General features: G+C 63.4%; 13 protein-coding genes and 1 tRNA gene. 8 read left to right on the top strand and 6 right to left on the bottom strand.

What is annotated here, in order from left to right; all coding sequences use genetic code 11:
* The first annotated feature begins 361 nt into the window (after nucleotides 1-361).
* The 3 genes from HPY65_07230 (at nucleotide 362) to HPY65_07220 (ending at nucleotide 4441) form a co-directional block, all read left to right on the top strand.
* A complete protein-coding gene (locus tag HPY65_07230; GenBank protein ID NPU84265.1) occupies nucleotides 362-2734 on the top strand; it encodes a DEAD/DEAH box helicase in 2373 nt (790 codons plus the stop codon).
* Nucleotides 2731-4011 carry a hypothetical protein gene (locus tag HPY65_07225; GenBank protein NPU84264.1) on the top strand — a complete coding sequence of 427 codons (1281 nt, stop codon included), beginning with the start codon at nucleotides 2731-2733 and terminating at the stop codon, nucleotides 4009-4011. The genes HPY65_07230 and HPY65_07225 overlap by 4 nt, the downstream gene beginning before the upstream one ends.
* A 154-nt stretch (nucleotides 4012-4165) precedes the next feature.
* Nucleotides 4166-4441, top strand: coding sequence for a hypothetical protein (locus HPY65_07220; protein ID NPU84263.1), 276 nt, complete (start codon nucleotides 4166-4168; stop codon nucleotides 4439-4441).
* Between the two features lie 135 nt (nucleotides 4442-4576).
* Here HPY65_07220 and HPY65_07215 read toward each other — a convergent pair whose 3' ends face one another.
* From HPY65_07215 to HPY65_07190, 6 genes are all read right to left on the bottom strand, one after another.
* The gene (locus HPY65_07215) at nucleotides 4577-5410 is read right to left on the bottom strand and encodes an ABC transporter permease (GenBank protein ID NPU84262.1); all 834 of its coding nucleotides are present in this window, start codon (nucleotides 5408-5410) and stop codon (nucleotides 4577-4579) included.
* 11 nt (nucleotides 5411-5421) lie between these two features.
* Nucleotides 5422-6396 carry an ABC transporter permease gene (locus tag HPY65_07210; GenBank protein ID NPU84261.1) on the bottom strand — a complete coding sequence of 325 codons (975 nt, stop codon included), beginning with the start codon at nucleotides 6394-6396 and terminating at the stop codon, nucleotides 5422-5424.
* 13 nt (nucleotides 6397-6409) lie between these two features.
* Nucleotides 6410-7471 (bottom strand): tetraprenyl-beta-curcumene synthase family protein, encoded by a 1062-nt coding sequence (locus HPY65_07205; protein ID NPU84260.1) that lies wholly within the window; start codon nucleotides 7469-7471, stop codon nucleotides 6410-6412.
* Between the two features lie 25 nt (nucleotides 7472-7496).
* Nucleotides 7497-8552 carry a D-alanine--D-alanine ligase gene (locus tag HPY65_07200; protein NPU84259.1) on the bottom strand — a complete coding sequence of 352 codons (1056 nt, stop codon included), beginning with the start codon at nucleotides 8550-8552 and terminating at the stop codon, nucleotides 7497-7499.
* 44 nt (nucleotides 8553-8596) lie between these two features.
* Nucleotides 8597-10540, bottom strand: a complete 1944-nt coding sequence (gene alr / locus HPY65_07195) for an alanine racemase (protein ID NPU84258.1) — start codon at nucleotides 10538-10540, stop codon at nucleotides 8597-8599.
* Nucleotides 10541-10680: 140 nt separating this feature from the next.
* Nucleotides 10681-12930: an adenylate/guanylate cyclase domain-containing protein gene (locus HPY65_07190; protein ID NPU84257.1), complete on the bottom strand. Its 2250-nt coding sequence runs from the start codon at nucleotides 12928-12930 to the stop codon at nucleotides 10681-10683.
* 127 nt (nucleotides 12931-13057) lie between these two features.
* Here HPY65_07190 and HPY65_07185 point away from each other — a divergent pair.
* The 5 genes from HPY65_07185 to HPY65_07165 all read left to right on the top strand — a co-directional run bounded on the left by HPY65_07185 (nucleotide 13058) and on the right by HPY65_07165 (nucleotide 16955).
* Nucleotides 13058-13133 (top strand) — tRNA-Thr (locus HPY65_07185).
* Between the two features lie 312 nt (nucleotides 13134-13445).
* Nucleotides 13446-14615: an aminopeptidase P family protein gene (locus tag HPY65_07180; protein ID NPU84256.1), complete on the top strand. Its 1170-nt coding sequence runs from the start codon at nucleotides 13446-13448 to the stop codon at nucleotides 14613-14615.
* Between the two features lie 259 nt (nucleotides 14616-14874).
* A complete protein-coding gene (locus tag HPY65_07175) occupies nucleotides 14875-16233 on the top strand; it encodes a caspase family protein (GenBank protein ID NPU84255.1) in 1359 nt (452 codons plus the stop codon).
* 74 nt (nucleotides 16234-16307) lie between these two features.
* Entirely contained in the window at nucleotides 16308-16502 is a 195-nt protein-coding gene (locus tag HPY65_07170; GenBank protein NPU84254.1) for a hypothetical protein, read from the top strand.
* An 84-nt stretch (nucleotides 16503-16586) separates the two neighbouring features.
* Nucleotides 16587-16955 (top strand): hypothetical protein, encoded by a 369-nt coding sequence (locus HPY65_07165; protein NPU84253.1) that lies wholly within the window; start codon nucleotides 16587-16589, stop codon nucleotides 16953-16955.
* Nucleotides 16956-17010: the final 55 nt, after the last annotated feature.

Here is a 17010-nt window from a genome sequence, read left to right as displayed (position 1 = left end):
GAAGCGAGAGTCCGGCCGGGCACCCGATCAGGAAAAAAGGGGACAGGTTTGAAATCCGTCTCCAAATGCCGTAAAAGGGGACAGGCTTGAACCCGGAAATGGGAATGGACTTCATATATATCCTCGTTCCCAGGCCGCGGAGTCATTCGCGCCTCTGCAGAACCACCCAACCGCGGGGGCGCGGCCGGGGGTTTCCAGAGGAGCAATCAGAAAACTTTTCCACTTTCACGGCGTCCCGAATTCAAAAGGGAGAGGATGGAAAAGTTTCCGCAACGGCGGCATCCCCCGTGACAGCCCCCGCGCCCCGGGAAAGCGGTGGCCGCCGAATGATTGGAATCCATCCCCCTGTGCAGGCAAAAACATGAGCAGACTCACCCTGGAAGAATGGCTGTCGCACCTGGAAAAGAACCGGCGCTTCATGGAGAACGTCTCGGCCCTGAAGCGGATCCCCGCCCGGGAGGCCCGCTACGTCGACTACCCCGGCTGGGTCCACCCCCGCCTCCGGTCCGTCCTGGAGGCCCGGGGCATGCGCCGCCTCTGGAGCCACCAGGGCCAGGCGGTTGACCTGGTCCGCCAGGGGAAAGACATCGTCCTGGTGACCCCCACGGCGAGCGGCAAGACCCTCTGCTACAACCTGCCGGTCCTCCAGCGGATTCTCGAGGAGCCGGAGACCCGGGCCCTCTACATGTTTCCCACGAAGGCCCTCGCCCAGGACCAGATGCACGAGGTTCACGGCCTCATCACGGACCTCCGGGAGGACATCCGCACCTTCACCTACGACGGGGACACCCCCGACGACGCCCGGCAGGCCATCCGCCGCCAGGGCCACGTGGTCGTGACGAATCCCGACATGCTCCACGCGGGCATCCTGCCGCACCACACGAAGTGGCAGAAGCTCTTCATGAACCTCCGGTTCGTCGTGATCGACGAGCTGCACGTCTACCGGGGGGTCTTCGGCTCCCACCTGGCCAACGTGATCCGCCGCCTCGTCCGGATCTGCCGGTTCTACGGCGCGGATCCGGTGTTCATCTTCTGCTCCGCCACGGTGGCCAACCCGCGGGAGCACGCCGAGGCGGTCCTCGAGCGGCCGGTGGCCCTCCTCGACGAGAGCGGCGCCCCCGCCGCCGCCAAGACCTTCATCCTGTACAACCCGCCCATCGTGAACCGAGAGCTGGGCATCCGCCAGTCGGCCCTCACGCCGGCCCGGCAGCTGGCGGGCAGCCTCGTGGAGGAGCGGATCCAGACGATCGTCTTCACCACCAGCCGCCTCAACGTCGAGGTCCTCACCCGCTACCTGAAGGACCGGTTCAAGAAGGGAAAGCCCCTGCCGGACACCTTCGTCACGGGCTACCGCGGGGGTTACCTGCCGAACCTGCGGCGGCAGATCGAGGCGGGGCTCCGCAACCGGGAGGTCATGGGCGTCGTCAGCACCAACGCGCTGGAGCTGGGCATCGACATCGGGGATCTCGAGGCCTGCATCATGGCGGGCTACCCCGGCTCCGTCGCCAGCACCTGGCAGCAGGCGGGACGGGCCGGACGGCGGGCCGGGCGGAGCCTGGCGGTCCTGATCGCCCGGAGCGCGCCCATGGACCAGTTCATCGCCGAGCACCCGGAATACTTCTTTTCCCGCTCCCCGGAGCATTGCCGCATCAACCCGGACAACCTCCTGATTCTCCTTCACCATCTGAAGAGCGCCGCCTTCGAGCTGCCCTTCGAGCGGGGGGAGCGCTTCGGCCGGGAGAACATCGAGGAGCTCCTGGACTACCTGGCGGAGAAGGGAGTCCTCCACCAGGCGGGAGAGCGGTGGCACTGGTCCGCCGAGAGCTATCCCGCCGACGAGGTGAGCCTCCGGAGCATCAACCCGGAGAACGTGGTGGTCGTCGACGCGAGCGAGCAGGGAAACCCGCGGATCATTGCCGAGGTGGACTGGGACGGGGCCTTCACGGCTCTTCACGAGGGGGCCATCTACATGGTCGAGTCCCAGCCCTACCAGGTGGACCGCCTCGACCTGCCGGGCAAGAAGGCCTACGTGCGGAAGGTGGACGTGGACTATTTCACCGACGCCATGACGTACACCAACGTCCGGGTCATCGACCGGTTCGTCGAGAAGCGCGAGGGAAGCGCCATCGTCGAGCACGGGGAGGTCCAAGTCGTCCGGAAAGTGGTGGGCTACAAGAAGATCAAATTTTATACGTCGGAGAATCTGGGATTCGGGGACGTCCACCTGCCCGAGCGGGACATGCACACCACGGGCTACTGGTTCACCATCCCCCGGGACCTCCTGGATGCCCTGCCCTACACGCGGGAGGAGATCATCGACGGCCTGACGGGGCTGGCCTACGGTCTCCACCACTTGGCGGCGATGCTCCTGATGGCGGACCTCCACGACATCGACCGCTGCATCGGCGACAAGAGCGGCGAGTGGTTCGTCCGGCACACCGGGAGCGGCCGCGTGATCACGTCCTCCCCGCCGGGGGCCGACGAGGCGGAGCCCGCCCGGGAAGACGCCTTCGATCCGACGGTCTTCCTCTTCGACGCCTATCCCGGCGGCATCGGGTTCTCGGACCTCCTCTACGCGGAGCACCGAAGGCTCCTGGGATCGGCGCAGACCCTCCTTTCCTCGTGCCCCTGCCTCCACGGCTGCCCCTCCTGCGTGGGACCCACCCTCGAGGTGGGCAACCGCGCCAAGGAGGTGGCCCTGGCGGTCCTGAATCGCCTTCTGGAACAGACATGAGCGTCCGCAACCGTCTCCAGCGCCTCACCGGCGAAACACCCGCCCCCCCGAGGCATGAGAAGCCCGAGCTCTCCGAGCTGAGGCGACGGATCGAGGAGATCATGGGCCGGCGCCGGGAACAGCCCCCGGTCCGGGCGGACCGGTTCCCAGCCCTCGGCGAGATCGTCTCCGGGGAAGAGATCGAGACGCCCCACGGCTCCTTCTTTGTCGTCCGCGAGGACGTCGGCGGCGGGGCGTGCCACGGCCACCGACGCGTGGCGGACCTTTCGGGCCTCGACATGGCCCGGGCGGCCCTCTTGGGCAACGTGCGGGACCTGGCGGCACTCGACATCGGGGACCTGCTGTTCCTCGACACGGAGACGACGGGACTCGCCGGGGGGACAGGCACGGTGGCCTTCCTGATCGGACTGGGCTGGTTCGAGGGGACCCGTTTCGTCCTTCGGCAGCTCTTCCTCCGGGACTACGCGGAGGAGCGGGCCGCCCTGGCCCACCTGACGGAGCTGGCGGCGTCGCGGAAGGCCCTCGTCACCTTCAACGGCAAGGCCTTCGACATCAACCTCCTGGCGGCCCGGTTCGTCATGAACCGCCTCCCGAACCCCCTGGAAGGCTTTCCCCACCTGGACCTGCTCCACCCGAGCCGCCGCCTCGTGGGACGGCGCCTGGAGAATTGCCGGCTCGGGACCCTGGAGGCGGCCCTGCTGGGACTCCTCCGGGAAGACGACCTCCCGGGGAGCGAGATCCCGGAGCGCTACTTCCGCTGGCTCCGGACGCGGGACGGCCGGCTGCTGGGCGACATCTTCCGGCACAACCGGCTGGACATCATCTCGCTGGCGGCCCTGGCGGCTCACCTGTCGGAGCTGGTCCTGCCGGAGCCGCCCCCCGCGGCCGACCCGCGGGACCTCCTGTCGGCGGCGCGCCTCCTGGCCGACCGGGGCGAACGGGCAGGGGCGGAGGAAATCCTGGGGCGGCTGGCAGGCGATGGGACGGGCCTTCACTCCCGGGAGGCCCGGGTGCAGTTGTCGCTCCTCTGCAAGCAGGCCCGGCGGCGGAACGAGGCCGCCCGTCTGTGGCGGGAGATGCTCCGGGAGAACCCCGGCGACGCCTTCGCCGCGGAAGAGCTGGCCAAGGACCTGGAACACAACGAAAAAGACGCCCCGGCGGCCCTCGCCGTGGTGGAGCACTGGCTCTCCTGCGGCTCCGGCACGGATGCGGAGGCGGCAGCCTTTCTCCACCGCCGGGAGCGCCTTTGGCGTCGGACCGGGCGGGTTCCGCGCTGAACCCTCTTCTTCCGTGTTTTGAATTCTCTTCGGGATTATCGCCGGTTATGCCGGAACGACCGCAACAAACCCGTCTTTTCCCGGTTGACAAACCCCGGCGGTGTGCTTAGTTTAGGCAAACTTTCCAACCAAGGAGAATCCTCCCGTGAAAAACATGTATCGGTGCAAAAAGAAAGGACATCTGATTTCAGAGCCTTGCATCGAGATGACCTGTGAATGGCGGCTTTCGAACGAGAACTTTCTCAACTGCACCTGGGTCGCCTGCAATTACGGGCCCTTTACCCTGGAAGAAGTCGGGGAGATGATGGGCGTCACCCGGGAGCGGATCCGCCAGATCGAGGCGAAGGCCCTCAAGAAGCTCCAGCACAAGAAGCGGCGGGACCAACTGAAGGACTTCGCGTCACCCGACAGCGACTGGGAGATGCCCTGACCGTTCAGGGTCCCACGGTTCCGGTTTTATTCGGAAATCGGACGAACAAAAGAAGGCCGGCCGGGTTTGACCCGGACCGGCCTTCTTCTTTGCTGCGATCGGCTCCTCTGTTTCGCCCGCACAGGGCTTGGCGGCTCACCGCCTGAGCCTCGGGTCCAGGGCGTCCCGGATCCCCTCCCCCAGCAGGTTGTACCCCAGGACCGTCACCAGGATGGCCAGCCCCGGATAGAGGGACAGCCACCAGGCAATGTCGATGTTGTCCTTCCCGGCGGTGAGCATGTTTCCCCAGCTCGGCGTGGGCGGCTGGACGCCGATCCCCAGGAAGCTGAGGGCCGATTCGGTCAGGATCGCCCCGGCCACCCCCAGCGTGGCCGCCACGAGGATGGAGGCCATGGCGTTCGGCAGCAGGTGGCGGAAGATGATTCGCAGGTCCGAGGCCCCGATGGCCCGGGCCGCCTGGACGAAGTCCCGCTCCTTCAGGGAGATGAAGTCCGCCCGGACGAGCCGGGTGATCCCCATCCAGCCGGTGGCGCCGATGATGATCATGATGTTCCAGATGGACGGCTCCAGGAAGGCGATGACCGCCAGGATCAGGAAGAACGTTGGGAAGCACAGCATGATGTCGACGAAGCGCATGATCAGCGCATCGACCCACCGCCCGTAGTACCCCGCCGCCGCCCCGAGGAGCGTCCCGATGACGATGGCGATCCCCGTGGCGACAAAACCAACCTTCAGCGAGATCCCCGCGCCCCAGATCATGCGGCTCAGGACGTCCCGTCCGAGAGGATCCGTGCCGAAGAGGTGCTTGGCCGACGGGGGCTGGAGGATGCTCTTGAGGTCGATGGCCCCCGCGTCGTAGGGCGAGATCCAGGGGGCCAGGAACGACACGACAAAAAGAAGGACCACCACCGCAAGCCCTGCCACGGCCAGCCTGTTTTTCCGGAAGCGCTGCCAGAAGTCCCCCGCCATGCCGCCCCTCCTCACGAGACCCGGATCCGGGGATCCGCCACGGCATAGGACACATCCGCCAGGAGGTTCCCCAGGAGGGTCAGGACCGCCCCGATGAGGAGAATTCCCATCACGACGGGGTAATCCCGGGCCATGACCGACATGTAGAAGAGCTGCCCCATGCCGGGGATTGCAAAGATGGTCTCGAAGATGACGCTGCCGCCGATCAGGCCCGGCACCGACAGACCCAGGATCGTGATGACCGGGAGCAGGGCGTTCCGGAGGGCGTGCCTGTAGATCACCGTCCGCTCCCGGAGTCCCTTCGCCCGGGCCGTCAGGATGTAGTCCTGGCGGATCACCTCCAGCATGTTGGACCGCATGTAGCGGGAGAGCCCCGCCAGCCCCCCGAAGGCCGACAGCCCCACCGGCAGGATCAGATGCTTCAGGAGGTCCCAGAAGGCCGCGCCGGGGGGCAGGTATTCATGGTTCAGGGAGCGGATCCCCGAGATGGGGAGCCACCCCAGCTCGACGCCGAAGAGGATCATCAGGAGCAGGGCCAGCCAGAAGGTAGGCACGGCGAACCCGACGAAGACGAAGACCCCGGCGAGGCGGTCGAACCAGGAATCCTGGCGGACCGCCGAGAGAACCCCGAGGGGGATGGCCACGGCCAGGATCAGGCCCATGGACAGCAGGTTCAGGAGGATCGTGATGGGCAGGCGCTCGAGGATTTTCCGGTCCACGGGCCGGCGGTCCTGGGAAAAGGACGTCCCCAGGTCCAGGACGGCGATCTTCTTGAGCCACAGCCAGTACTGGACGTGAAGGGGCTTGTCCAGGTCGTAGAGGGCCATCAGGCGGGCCTTCGCCTCGGCGGAGGCCCGGGGGTTCATCTGGGTCTCCATGTCCGTGGGAGATCCCGGGGCCAGGTGCATCACGGTGAAGCAGATGACGGTGATCCCCAGGAGGAGCGGGATCATGAAGAGGAGCCTTTTGGCGACGTAGCGGATCACGGCGGCCCCCTCCTCACCGTTCCCGGAAGCGCCGGTACGCCCAGCAGTGGAGGAAAAAGAAGACCGCTGCCGGTCCGCCCATCCCGACCAGTTTCCGGGCCATCCGCCGGACCGTTGTCTGCCGGTCCACCTTGCGGTCCGCCAGGTAGATCCCCAGGAGTCCCCGGATGATCATGCGGTGGAAAGGGGCCTCGGGGAGCCCGCAGACCGCTTCCTCCGCCCGGCCGAAGAGCCAGGACAGGCGCTCCAGGAGATCCTCCTCGCCGGGATAATAGGTGCAGAAGTTCAAGTCGCCTCCCTGGCGGTCCTCCTCCTGGTCCACCAGGTAATCCAGGAGGATGTGCAGGGCCTGCACCCACGGGAAAAGGGCTTTTTCCACCCGTCCGGCCTCCGCCTCCGAAAACCCGTCCCGGAAGGCCGACGAGACGAGGCAGAAGATCCCCAGGGTCGAGCCGGTGGCGGCGGCGAACTCGTACCAGCGCAGCTCCGGGACCCCGTTCCGGTGCGTCTCGAACCAGGCCTCGAGGCGCGGGAGCCGCTCCTCCGGGCGGACGTGCTTGTGGACCTGGAGGTCGCCATACAGGCCTGCCAGCCGGAGGAGACCCGGCGCCACGGCCCCGTAGGACGGCACCCGCCGGAGCACGTCCCGGCACGTCTCCACGAGATCCGCCAGGTATCCCCCGTCGTCCCGCTCCACGTGGAGGCGATACCAGTCGGTCCGGTCGGCCCCCGGAACGAGGGCCTGCGGCATGGACTCGTGGAGGGCCCGGAAATCCTCCGGGCTCTGGGAGGTGCTGCGGTCGCAGAGGTTGTCGAGATAGTCGCTGATTGTCTGGTAGGCCACGATGAACCGGACGGCCTCCTCGAAGGCGTCCCCCGCCAGGAGGGCGTAGATGCCGCCCCCCTCGCAGTGGAACGACTTCGTTTCGATGCTCATGAGGGCCTGCCGGCGCAGCTCCGGGTCCGGAATGGCCCCGGCCCGGGCCGTCCAGGCCTGCAGGTGGTGGTGGACCCGGGGGCGGACATCGAGGAAGATCCGCGTCGTCATGGCGGCAAGATGGCCGGGGACGGTCATGGCCGGATCCTCCGCGCGCCCCCTTTCACAGGGGACCCCGCTTCTCCCGGTGGATCTTCCGGGCGTTCTCGATGAGACGCGAGATGATCATGGAGGGCAGCATCCCCGCGCTGGCAGCCTGCTCGAAGAAGAAGGACGAGGGGGCCATGCCCGAGGAGGAATTGGGGTCGGTGACGAGGATCCGGCCGTCGGTCGTGTAGAAGCCGTCGATCCGGCCGTAGGACCGGAAGCCGAGGGCGTGGAAGGCCCGGAGCACCTCCTCCAGGATCCGCTTGATCGCCTCCGGGGGAATGGTCTTGGGGGGCGTGAACTTGCGGCAGCGGCCCGGCATGTACTTGTCGTCGTAGGTGTAGAAATCGCTCTGGGGGTGGATTTCCGTCAGCCCCAGGGGCTCGATCGTGCCGTCCTCCTCGAGGACGATGGAGGAAAACTCGACACCCTCCAGGAATTCCTCGATGAGGACCGCGTTGTCCCACCGCAGGGCTTCGATCATGCCCGCGTCGAGGGAGGCCTCGTCCCGGACGATGGTGACACCGATGCTGGATCCCTCCCGGGTCGGCTTGGTGACGCAGGGCCACGGAAGGGCCTCCCGGACGCGCCGGATGACTCCCTCCCGGTCCGACTCCCACTCGGCCCGGCGGACCGCCAGGCTCCGCGGAACGTCCAGGCCCGCCTCCCGGAGGATCATCTGCTGGATGTGCTTGTCCATGCCCAGGGCCGATGCCAGGACGCCCGGCCCCGTGTAGGGGATCCCGAGCAGCTCCAGGAGCCCCTGGATGCACCCGTCGTCGCCGTATTTGCCGTGGAGGGAGATGAAGGCGAAGTCGATCTCTTTCCGGAGTTCTTCATAAGTGACGGGGCGCGCCTGCCGCTCGAGCTGCTCGGCGATGTCGACGGTGGTGTTCTGCGGGATGAGCTGCCAGGGTAGGATCCACAGGCGGCCCCGTTCGTCCATGAACAGGGGAACCCCTTCGTAGAACTCGGGGTCGAGGTTGTCGTGGACGTTCCGTCCACTGTTGAGGGAGACCTCCTTCTCCGAGGAAAGGCCTCCCATGATGATGCCGATTTTCAGTTTGTCCATGTGTCTTTCGGTTTCGCCGCCCCTGCCGGGGCCGGCCCTTTCTTTCAGGAATCCCAGATGAAGGTGACGCCGCTGTTGGGGAAGATCCACTCGTCGTCGGCGATGGTGAGCGTGGTGCATCGGCCCTGCTCCCGGGCGACCCGCGGGTACGGGTGCTTGCCGGCGAAATAACTCACTTCCCGGACGCGGCGGAGGTTGGCCTTCTCGTAGTTGAAGGAAATCTGCAACCCCCGGGTCGGGTAGACCACGTACACGGAAAACAGGTTGTTTTCCTTGGACTTCTTCGTGGCGATCTCGAAGGCGAAGCGGACCGGGCGGTTGAGCTTCTTCTTCAGGAGGTCGCCGCCGCACCAGACTTCGTAGCCCCGCCCGGTGTTCTCGGACCGGAGAATGGGGATGTCCTCCCCGTCGATCGTGACCCGCTCGATCCGGAAGTCCCGCTCCGTCACCGTCTCGTCGCCCAGGTTCAGGAGCCACCGGTACTCGCAGCGCTTCTCCGCAAAGAGGGCCTCCAGCTGCTCGTTGTTCATGGCGCAGCCGATCATGAAGACAGGCTCCCGGAGGGCCTTCGTGTACTCCACCCGGGTCAGGACCCGGAAGAATTCGCCCCGCCTGCGCCTGCCGTTTTGCGGCGAAGCCTCGGAGATCTCGATGTCGTAACGGAAGCGGTCCCGCAGCTCCAGCTGCCGGTCCTCCTTCCCGAAGAGGGTCTCGAACATCTCGGAGAAGATGGCGTCCCCCATCTCCTCGCTCTGGGCCCGGGTCTGGAAGCAGTGGCGGATGATGCTGTCGATGCGGGCGACGGACTTCTCCTCGCCGGGGATGTAGATCCGCCGGAGGCGCGGCTCCACCGCGTCGGCCCGGCCCTTCTGGACGAAGATCCGGGGGGCCCGCTTGCCCAGGGCGCACAGGACGTCGTAGCTGATCGTGCTTGTCCGGGCGGCGATCTCGTTGGCGGAGATGTATTCCGAGCCCTGCCGTCCCATGAGAACCACCTCGTCGCCGATCCCGCAGTCGTGAATGCGGCTCACGTCGACGGTGCACATGTCCATGGAGATGCGGCCGACGATGGGGGCCCGCTGCCCGCGGATGAGGACCTCGCCGGCGTTCGACAGCAGGATCCCGTACCCGTCGCCGTAGCCCACGGGAATCGTGGCGATGCGAGTGGGCCGGTAGGTGATGAAGGTCCGGTTGTAGCCGATGCTGTAGCCCTCGGGAAATTCCTTGAGGAGGACGATCCGCGTCTTGAAGCTCATGACGGGAGAGAGGTCCGCCTTGTCCCTCGTGTCGGGCCCCGGGTAGATGCCGTAGGTCATGATGCCCGGCCGGACCAGGTCCAGGTTGTATTCGGGAAAGTTCAGGACGGCCCCGCTGTTGGACATGTGCTTCAGGGGAATCCGGATCCCGTCCTCCTCCAGCTTTTCCAGGAGGTTTCGGAAATGGGTCCACTGGCGGTTATTGTAGTCCACCAGGATCTCGCTGGAGGACAGGTGGGTGAAGATACCCTCCAGGTCCAGGTTCGGCATGTCCAGGACCGCCCGGATCAGGTCGAGGGCCTCGTAGTGGATCGTTCCGCCGCGGCCCATGCCCGTATCCACCTCGATGTGCACGGAAACGTGGACGCCCGCCTTCCGGGCGCTCTTCTGAAGCTCACGGGCGAAGGACGCATCGGACACCGACGGCGTGAGGCCGTACTTGACGATCTGGCCGATCTCCGAATCCGGGGACGGGCTTAGAATGACGATCGGGGCGTCGATGCCGCTGGCGCGAAGCTGGACGCCCTCGTCGGCATTGGCCACTCCCAGGGCCCAGGCGCCGTTCCGGAGGGCGACGCTGGAGAGTTCCAGGGCGCCGTGGCCGTAGGCATCGGCCTTGACGACCTGCATGATCCGGACGTCCGGGCCGACAAGGTGCTTCAACTCCTCCCAGTTCCGGGAGAAGCTGTCGAGATCGACTTCGACCCAGCTTCTGTATTTCTGCTCTTCCATGATCGGTGCTGATCCGTGTCTCTGCTAAGGGATATTTCGCTTCCTTCGGCAACGGGAGGGACGGGACGGCTCCACGCAGCGCCCCGGTGGTAGAACCGGAAGAAAAGTCCGCGCGGTCGGTCGTCTCTCCTCCGCGCCGTTCACTTTCTCGTCATGGTGAAGACGCCGTCCCACTCGCCTTCCGGCGGGTGTTCCTTGAGGGACTCACAGCGGGAGATGTAGAGTTCCGACGGCGGATCTCCGTGCTTGATGTTTAGGACCTGGCGGAACAGGGCGATCGCCTCGTCCCAGCGCCCTTCCTTGTAACGGGCCAGCCCTTCTTCGAAGACCCCGCTCCATCGCACCCAGCGGTCGGCGTCTCTTTGCTCCCCGAGGAGCTCGTAGATCCTGACGGGGAGCTTCTTGCCCTTCACCCGGACGGAATCCAGCTCGCGGCAGAAGAACCGGTCCTTGACGGTCTCGTAGGTGAACTCGCTGACGACGATGTTGGTTCCGTATTCCTTGTTGATCCCCTCGAGACGGGAGCCGAGGTTTACGCTGTCTCCCATGACGGTATAGTCGAAGCGCATCTGGGAGCCCATGTTGCCGACGACCATGTCCCCCGTATTGATACCCACGCCGATGTCCAGCCGCGGACGGCCTTCGGACTCCCATCTGTTCTGGAGCTTCTTGAGCTCGTCGAGCATCTCCAGTGCGGTCCGGCAGGCCCGCTCGGCGTGGTCCGGCTGGTCCAGGGGGGCGCCCCAGACGGCCATGATGGCGTCGCCCATGTACTTGTCCAGGAGGCCGTTGTATTTGAACACCAGGTCCGTCATGGCGGTGAGGTACTCATTGAGCAGGTGGACCAGCTCCTCCGGCGAGAGCTTCTCCGAGATGGTGGTGAACCCTCGGATGTCGGAGAAAAGGACGGTCAGGTTCTTCTTGTCCCCGCCGAGCTTGAGCTTGGTGGGGTCCTTGAGCATCTCGTTGATGACCGAGGCGGTCAGGTAATACTGGAACGCCCCGCGGATCTTCTGCTTTTCCCGCTCCTCGGTGATGTAGCGGTACACGGTGACGCCCACGTACACGGTCAGGATCACCAGGACCGGGTAGATCAGGTTCAGCCAGGCGTTCATCCTGGTGAACAGCAGGGTGTTCACGACGATAAAGCCCGCCAGGACCACCGCGCTGAAAAGAAGGCCGCGGACGGCGTTGAACCGGGGCAGCACCAGCCCGATGAGGAGCCCGAGGCCGATGATGCTCAGGAAATCCACCAGCGACGTCCAGGCGGTGCGCTGGAGGAAGTTCTTCCTCAGGATGTTGTCGATGACGGTGGCATGGATCTCCACTCCGGGATACACGGAGCTGAAGGGGGTCACCCGAAGGTCGTAGATTCCAATGGCCGTCGCTCCGACGATGACGATCTTGTCCTTGAACGTATCGGGATCCAGCCTCCCATTCAGGATGTCGGAGATCGCATAGTGGGGAAACGTCTTCCCGGGACCGAGATAGTTGATCAGGATCCGCCCCGCCTCATCGGTGGGGATCTGGACGTCGCCGATCCGGATTCCTTCCACACCGAAGTCGGCGAGCTGCAGGATCAGAGGCTCCCATTCGAAATACTGCTGCAGGAGGGCCAGCGACAGGGGATGGTAGAAGTTGTCGCCCATCCGGATGACCAGGGGAGACCATCGGATGACGCCGTCCGCATCGGGGAACGCATTGAAATAACCGCTGTTCTGACCGGCTTCCGAAACGGCCGGGAGGTTCGGCTCTGCCGTGAATGCATGAATGAATGCATTGTCGTCCGGCTTGGCCCCGGGCCTCGCCTCCACAATCTGGTAGCGGGAACTGGCGATGAGGGAAGACCGCTCCTCCGCCTCGTCCTCCGTGATGTGGGCTACATCCTTCTTGGAGAGATGGAAGAAATATCCAAGGGATACGTTCTCCGCCTTTTCCATGGCCCGCGCCAGGGCGGAGTCCGTGTCGGCACCGGCCCGCTTGCGCTCCAGGATCTTCATGACCGCGGGGCTCGCCGCTCCTCTCAGCTCCTTCTGCAGGGCGCCCAGCGCCTTGAGGCTCGAGTTTTCGTCGGGCTCGGCGAACACGATATCGAAGCCCACCGCCCTGGCCCCGTCCTTCTTCAGCTTGTCCACGAGGCCGGCCATGGTCGTCCGCGGCCAGGGCCAGCGTCCCAGTTCGCTCAGGCTCTTTTCGTCCACGGTGGCGATGACGACCGCGTCGAGAGGCGCCACTTTCCCCCGGGAAACCATGCGCAGGTCCAGGGTTTTCAGTTCCATGAAGTGGAGAAAGGGCGGGTTCACGAAGAACAGGACGACGATCACGAAGGTAATGGCGATGGTGATGGTCAGGGGGGATATCGTGAGGAGCTTCCCGAGTTTATCCTTCATGGCCCTCCCTCCGGCAAAGATGCGGCGAGCATACCAGACCGCCTCCGAATGTCAAGGGAAAGGCTTGACAAGCCTCAATCCTTGGGGTAAAAGCGGTCCTCTGTTTTCAGCCACTCAGACGCATCATGCCGATGTAGCTCAGCTGGTAGAGCAGGCGATTCGTAATCGCCAGGTCAGGAGTTCGAATCTCCTCATCGGCTCCAGGGAAAAACAAGGGCTTAGCCGTTTACGGTTGAGCCCTTTTCTTTTTCGGTTGCGTATCGTCCCAACGGTCAGCAGTGGACGGATCACTTTGAGAGATTTTACTCTCACACACATCCGCCATGACCTTGCTGCCGCTGAAATTCAGTGAGCACTTGAAAAAGACGGCAGTCAACACCACCCGGCCGCACCCATCGCACAATCCACTACTGGGAATGCAACTCATTGGTCGCCTTGACTTGCAGCCGCAACCAGCCTACACTCCCCTCCGATGACAGCAGTTTCTTGTCAGACTTCATAATAGCGGAGGAGATATGAACACTTATATTGACTATCCCAAGCGGATAACGAAGATACAGGAAGAGATGAAGAAGTCCGATCTCGATCTTTTCGTGGGCATGCGAACGGTAAGCCTGAGCTACGTGTCCGGCGCTTTCGTCCCCTGGAGAAGCGCCGTGATCGTGTCGAAAGACGGCAATGCCGGCCTGGTTTCCATGCTGCTCGACTGCGAGCGGCTGAAGAATGAGTCCTGGCTGGGCAGCATCTCATCCTATGCCCCCCTGCCCGGCATGGATCTCATGGACCTCGTCATCCATTTCATCCGGCAGAACGGCGCCGAAAAGGGAAGGATCGGCGTGGAGCTCGGCCATTCCCCCCGCGGGAATACGGGATACCTGTTTGCCACGGAATACGAACTCCTGAAAAATGCGCTGCCGGAGGCGACGTTCGTCAACGCGATTCACGTCGTGGACCGGGCCTCCTATGTCAAGGAACCGGGCGAAATCAAGCTGATGCGCCAGGCAGCCGCCATGGCGGACGCCGGAATCAAATGCGTCGGGGATTCACTGGAGATCGGCATGACGGAAACGGAAATCGCCGGCATCGGCGAAATGGAACTGCGCCGCTTGGGCAGCGAATACCACTGGGCAATCACCGGATCGTCCGAGGTTGCATCCGGATACAGGGCGACGTATTCCATGAACGGAACGACCCAGCCCACCCAGAAAATGGTGCAGAAGGGTGAAAACATCATCGTCGATCTGCACCCGCTTTATCAGCTGTACCCTTCGGACCTTGCCCACAATTTCATCCTGGGAAAGCCGTCGGCGGAGCAAAGGAAGCTGGCCGACGCCTATCTTAAAACGGCGGAAACGATCGTCCGCAATTTCAAGGCGGGGAACAAGGTCGGCGATATCAGCAAGGCGGTGATGGATCAGGTGGCGGAACTGGGTTACGCCCAGTACACCATCCCCTCTTTCGGCCACGGACTCGGCGTATTCGGCCATGAATGGTATCCGGCCATCGTCAACAACGATGAATTCCGCGATGTCGTTCTCGAGGAGAATGTCGTCGAAGTGGCATTCCTGGCCATGACCGTCCCCGGCGTGTGCGGCATGAGGCTTGAGTGCCCGGTGCTGGTCACGAAGGACGGCGGAGAGATGCTTTGCAAAACGCCTCTGGAGCTGACGGTCATCGACGTTTGAGGGAGTCAGGTGTGACGATGCCGGAAGCCTTGTCTTTCGCGCTGCAGAATGGGTTGCGCCTGACGCGTTGTCCCCGGCCCCTATAAAAAGCTTGCATAATTCCCGGGTCTGGCCGTAACGTTTCTTCACGAATGCAAACGCTCTACAGGTCTTTTTCTCTTTTCATCCAGGGAGGCTTTATGGATCGGCCCGACAGCCCCGTTTCTCGCAAGAGGACGGGGTTTTTGTTTTTCTGATGATGTCACCCAGGGGAATGTTTATGAATCTTCTTGCAGGTTCGAAATGGCGGATGGTCTTTTGTGTGCTCCTGATGTTTCTGGCAGGCTGTTCCGGCTTCAAGTACGCGGAGAAAGTCGATCCGGTCCGGCTCGACCAGAAGGTTCAGAAAAAGTCGTCGCGGGTGTATGCACAGGCGAATGAATGGAGAAATTCAGGAGTCATCATCCAGAAGAATGCTTCATATCAGATTTCCGCACGAGGCCGATGGCATGCCGGCATTCTATGCGGATGGACGAGCCCCTCCGGCGTCGAGACCCACAGCTCTTCCTGCCCGCCCGTCAATAACGTCGTTCGGAAATGGAGCGCCGGCGCCCTGATCGGCAAGATCGGCGAGAATGGCGAGCCCTTCGGAGTGGGCTATGAGTATCTTTTCAGACCGAAAGAGGAGGGAACCCTCTATTTACGGATAAACGACTGCTATGGATGCACCGTAGACAACGACGGTTTCGTCGATGTGGAGGTCGTCCGGACGGATGCCGGCATGGAGGGGAGTGAGGGGCAGGCGAAAGTGTCGCCGGCCGCCGGGAGCCGGGAAGAAGCGGGTATGCGAACCGTTCAGGGACAGAAATGGGCCGTCATCATCGGCATCACCAATTACAAAGACTCCCGGATCGCCGGCCTGCGTTACGCCGCCGCCGATGCACAGGCCTTCCACGACTGGCTGATATCGCAGAAAGGGGGACGATACGCCCCGTCCCAGGTCAGGATATTCCTCGATTCGGAGGCGACGGCGCGAAACATCCGAAACGCCCTCTTCAACTGGCTGGGCCAGGCGCTCGAAGAAGATACGGTTCTGATCTATTTTGCAGGACACGGCAGTCCCCAGTCCCCCGACCACCCTCAGAACCTTTTCCTCCTTCCCTATGATTGCCAGTACGACGACGTGGCCACGACAGGATTCCCGATGTGGGACATCGAGACGGCCCTGAAGCGCTTTATCAAGGCCAGAAAGGTTGTGGTGATTGCGGACGCCTGCCATTCCGGAGGCATCGGGCAGTCCTTCGACATCGCCAGGCGCGCGAGCAGGGGCGTCAACATCAATCCCATCAGTTCCGGCATCCAGACCCTCTCCAAGGTCGGTGACGGCGTCGCCGTCATCAGCGCATCGGACGACAAGCAGTTTTCTCAGGAAGGCCGGCAGTGGGGCGGCGGTCACGGCGTGTTTACCTATTGTCTCCTCAAGGGCCTCAACGGTGACGCGGACTACAACCGGGACGGCCATATCACCCTGGGAGAACTGATCCCCTATCTGTCGGAGCAGGTCCGGCGGGAAACAGTCAGTGCCCAATCACCGACCGTGTCGGGCAAGTTCGATCCGGCATTGAGCATCAGCCAGTGAAGTTTTCAAGTGTAGGGGAATCATGCGGCCTGTCGACGCATGGCGAACAAGAATCCAAAAGGAGGAATGGCTTTATGAAACGATGCTTGATCCTGCTGTTTTGTATCCTGTTTCTGGCTTCCTGCGCTCCCGTGACCGTTCAGAAATGCTACGAGGAACGTCGATACGGGGAAGACGGAAAACTCAAGCAGAAGTATACGGAATGCATCACCCAGGTCCCCGAGAAGATGCCGCCCATTCACCTGAAGCACCAGGATCTGTACGAGTAGCGGCGATCATCCGGGCGGTATGTCTGCGCGGCATGCTGCCTGAAGGACCGGTATGAAACCGATAAACATTTCAGGAGTGAAACCATGAACCGGAGAACGCTTCCAATTGTTCTCGTCTTGTCCCTGTTCATCCTGTCCTGTACGACGGTGGGCAAGAGAATCGATGCAGAGGCTGTCAAGCAGAACATCCTCATCGGGAAATCGACCAAGGAAGATGTCCTGCGGATATGCGGCGAACCGGCGGATACGGAATACGACGCCAAGAGCCAGGTCGAGATTTGGCAGTACGGCTACCTGGAAAAGAATATCACGGGAACGGGGGTCGTCACCCACGCCGTGGGGATCGGCGCCGAGTGGAAATCCGAAACGACCATGATCGACATCTACTTCAAGAACAACGTGGTTTACGATATTAAATCAAGGACTTCGAGCAAGACGAAGATGCACTATTGAGGGAGCGGCGTTTCTTTCTTCCGGACACCGGTCCGGTTCTTCCCGTGCCGGCACA

The sequence above is a fragment of the Syntrophaceae bacterium genome, from assembly GCA_013177825.1.
Classification (GTDB): Bacteria; Desulfobacterota; Syntrophia; order Syntrophales; family PHBD01; genus PHBD01.
This window is presented reverse-complemented; position numbering and strand designations above follow the sequence as displayed.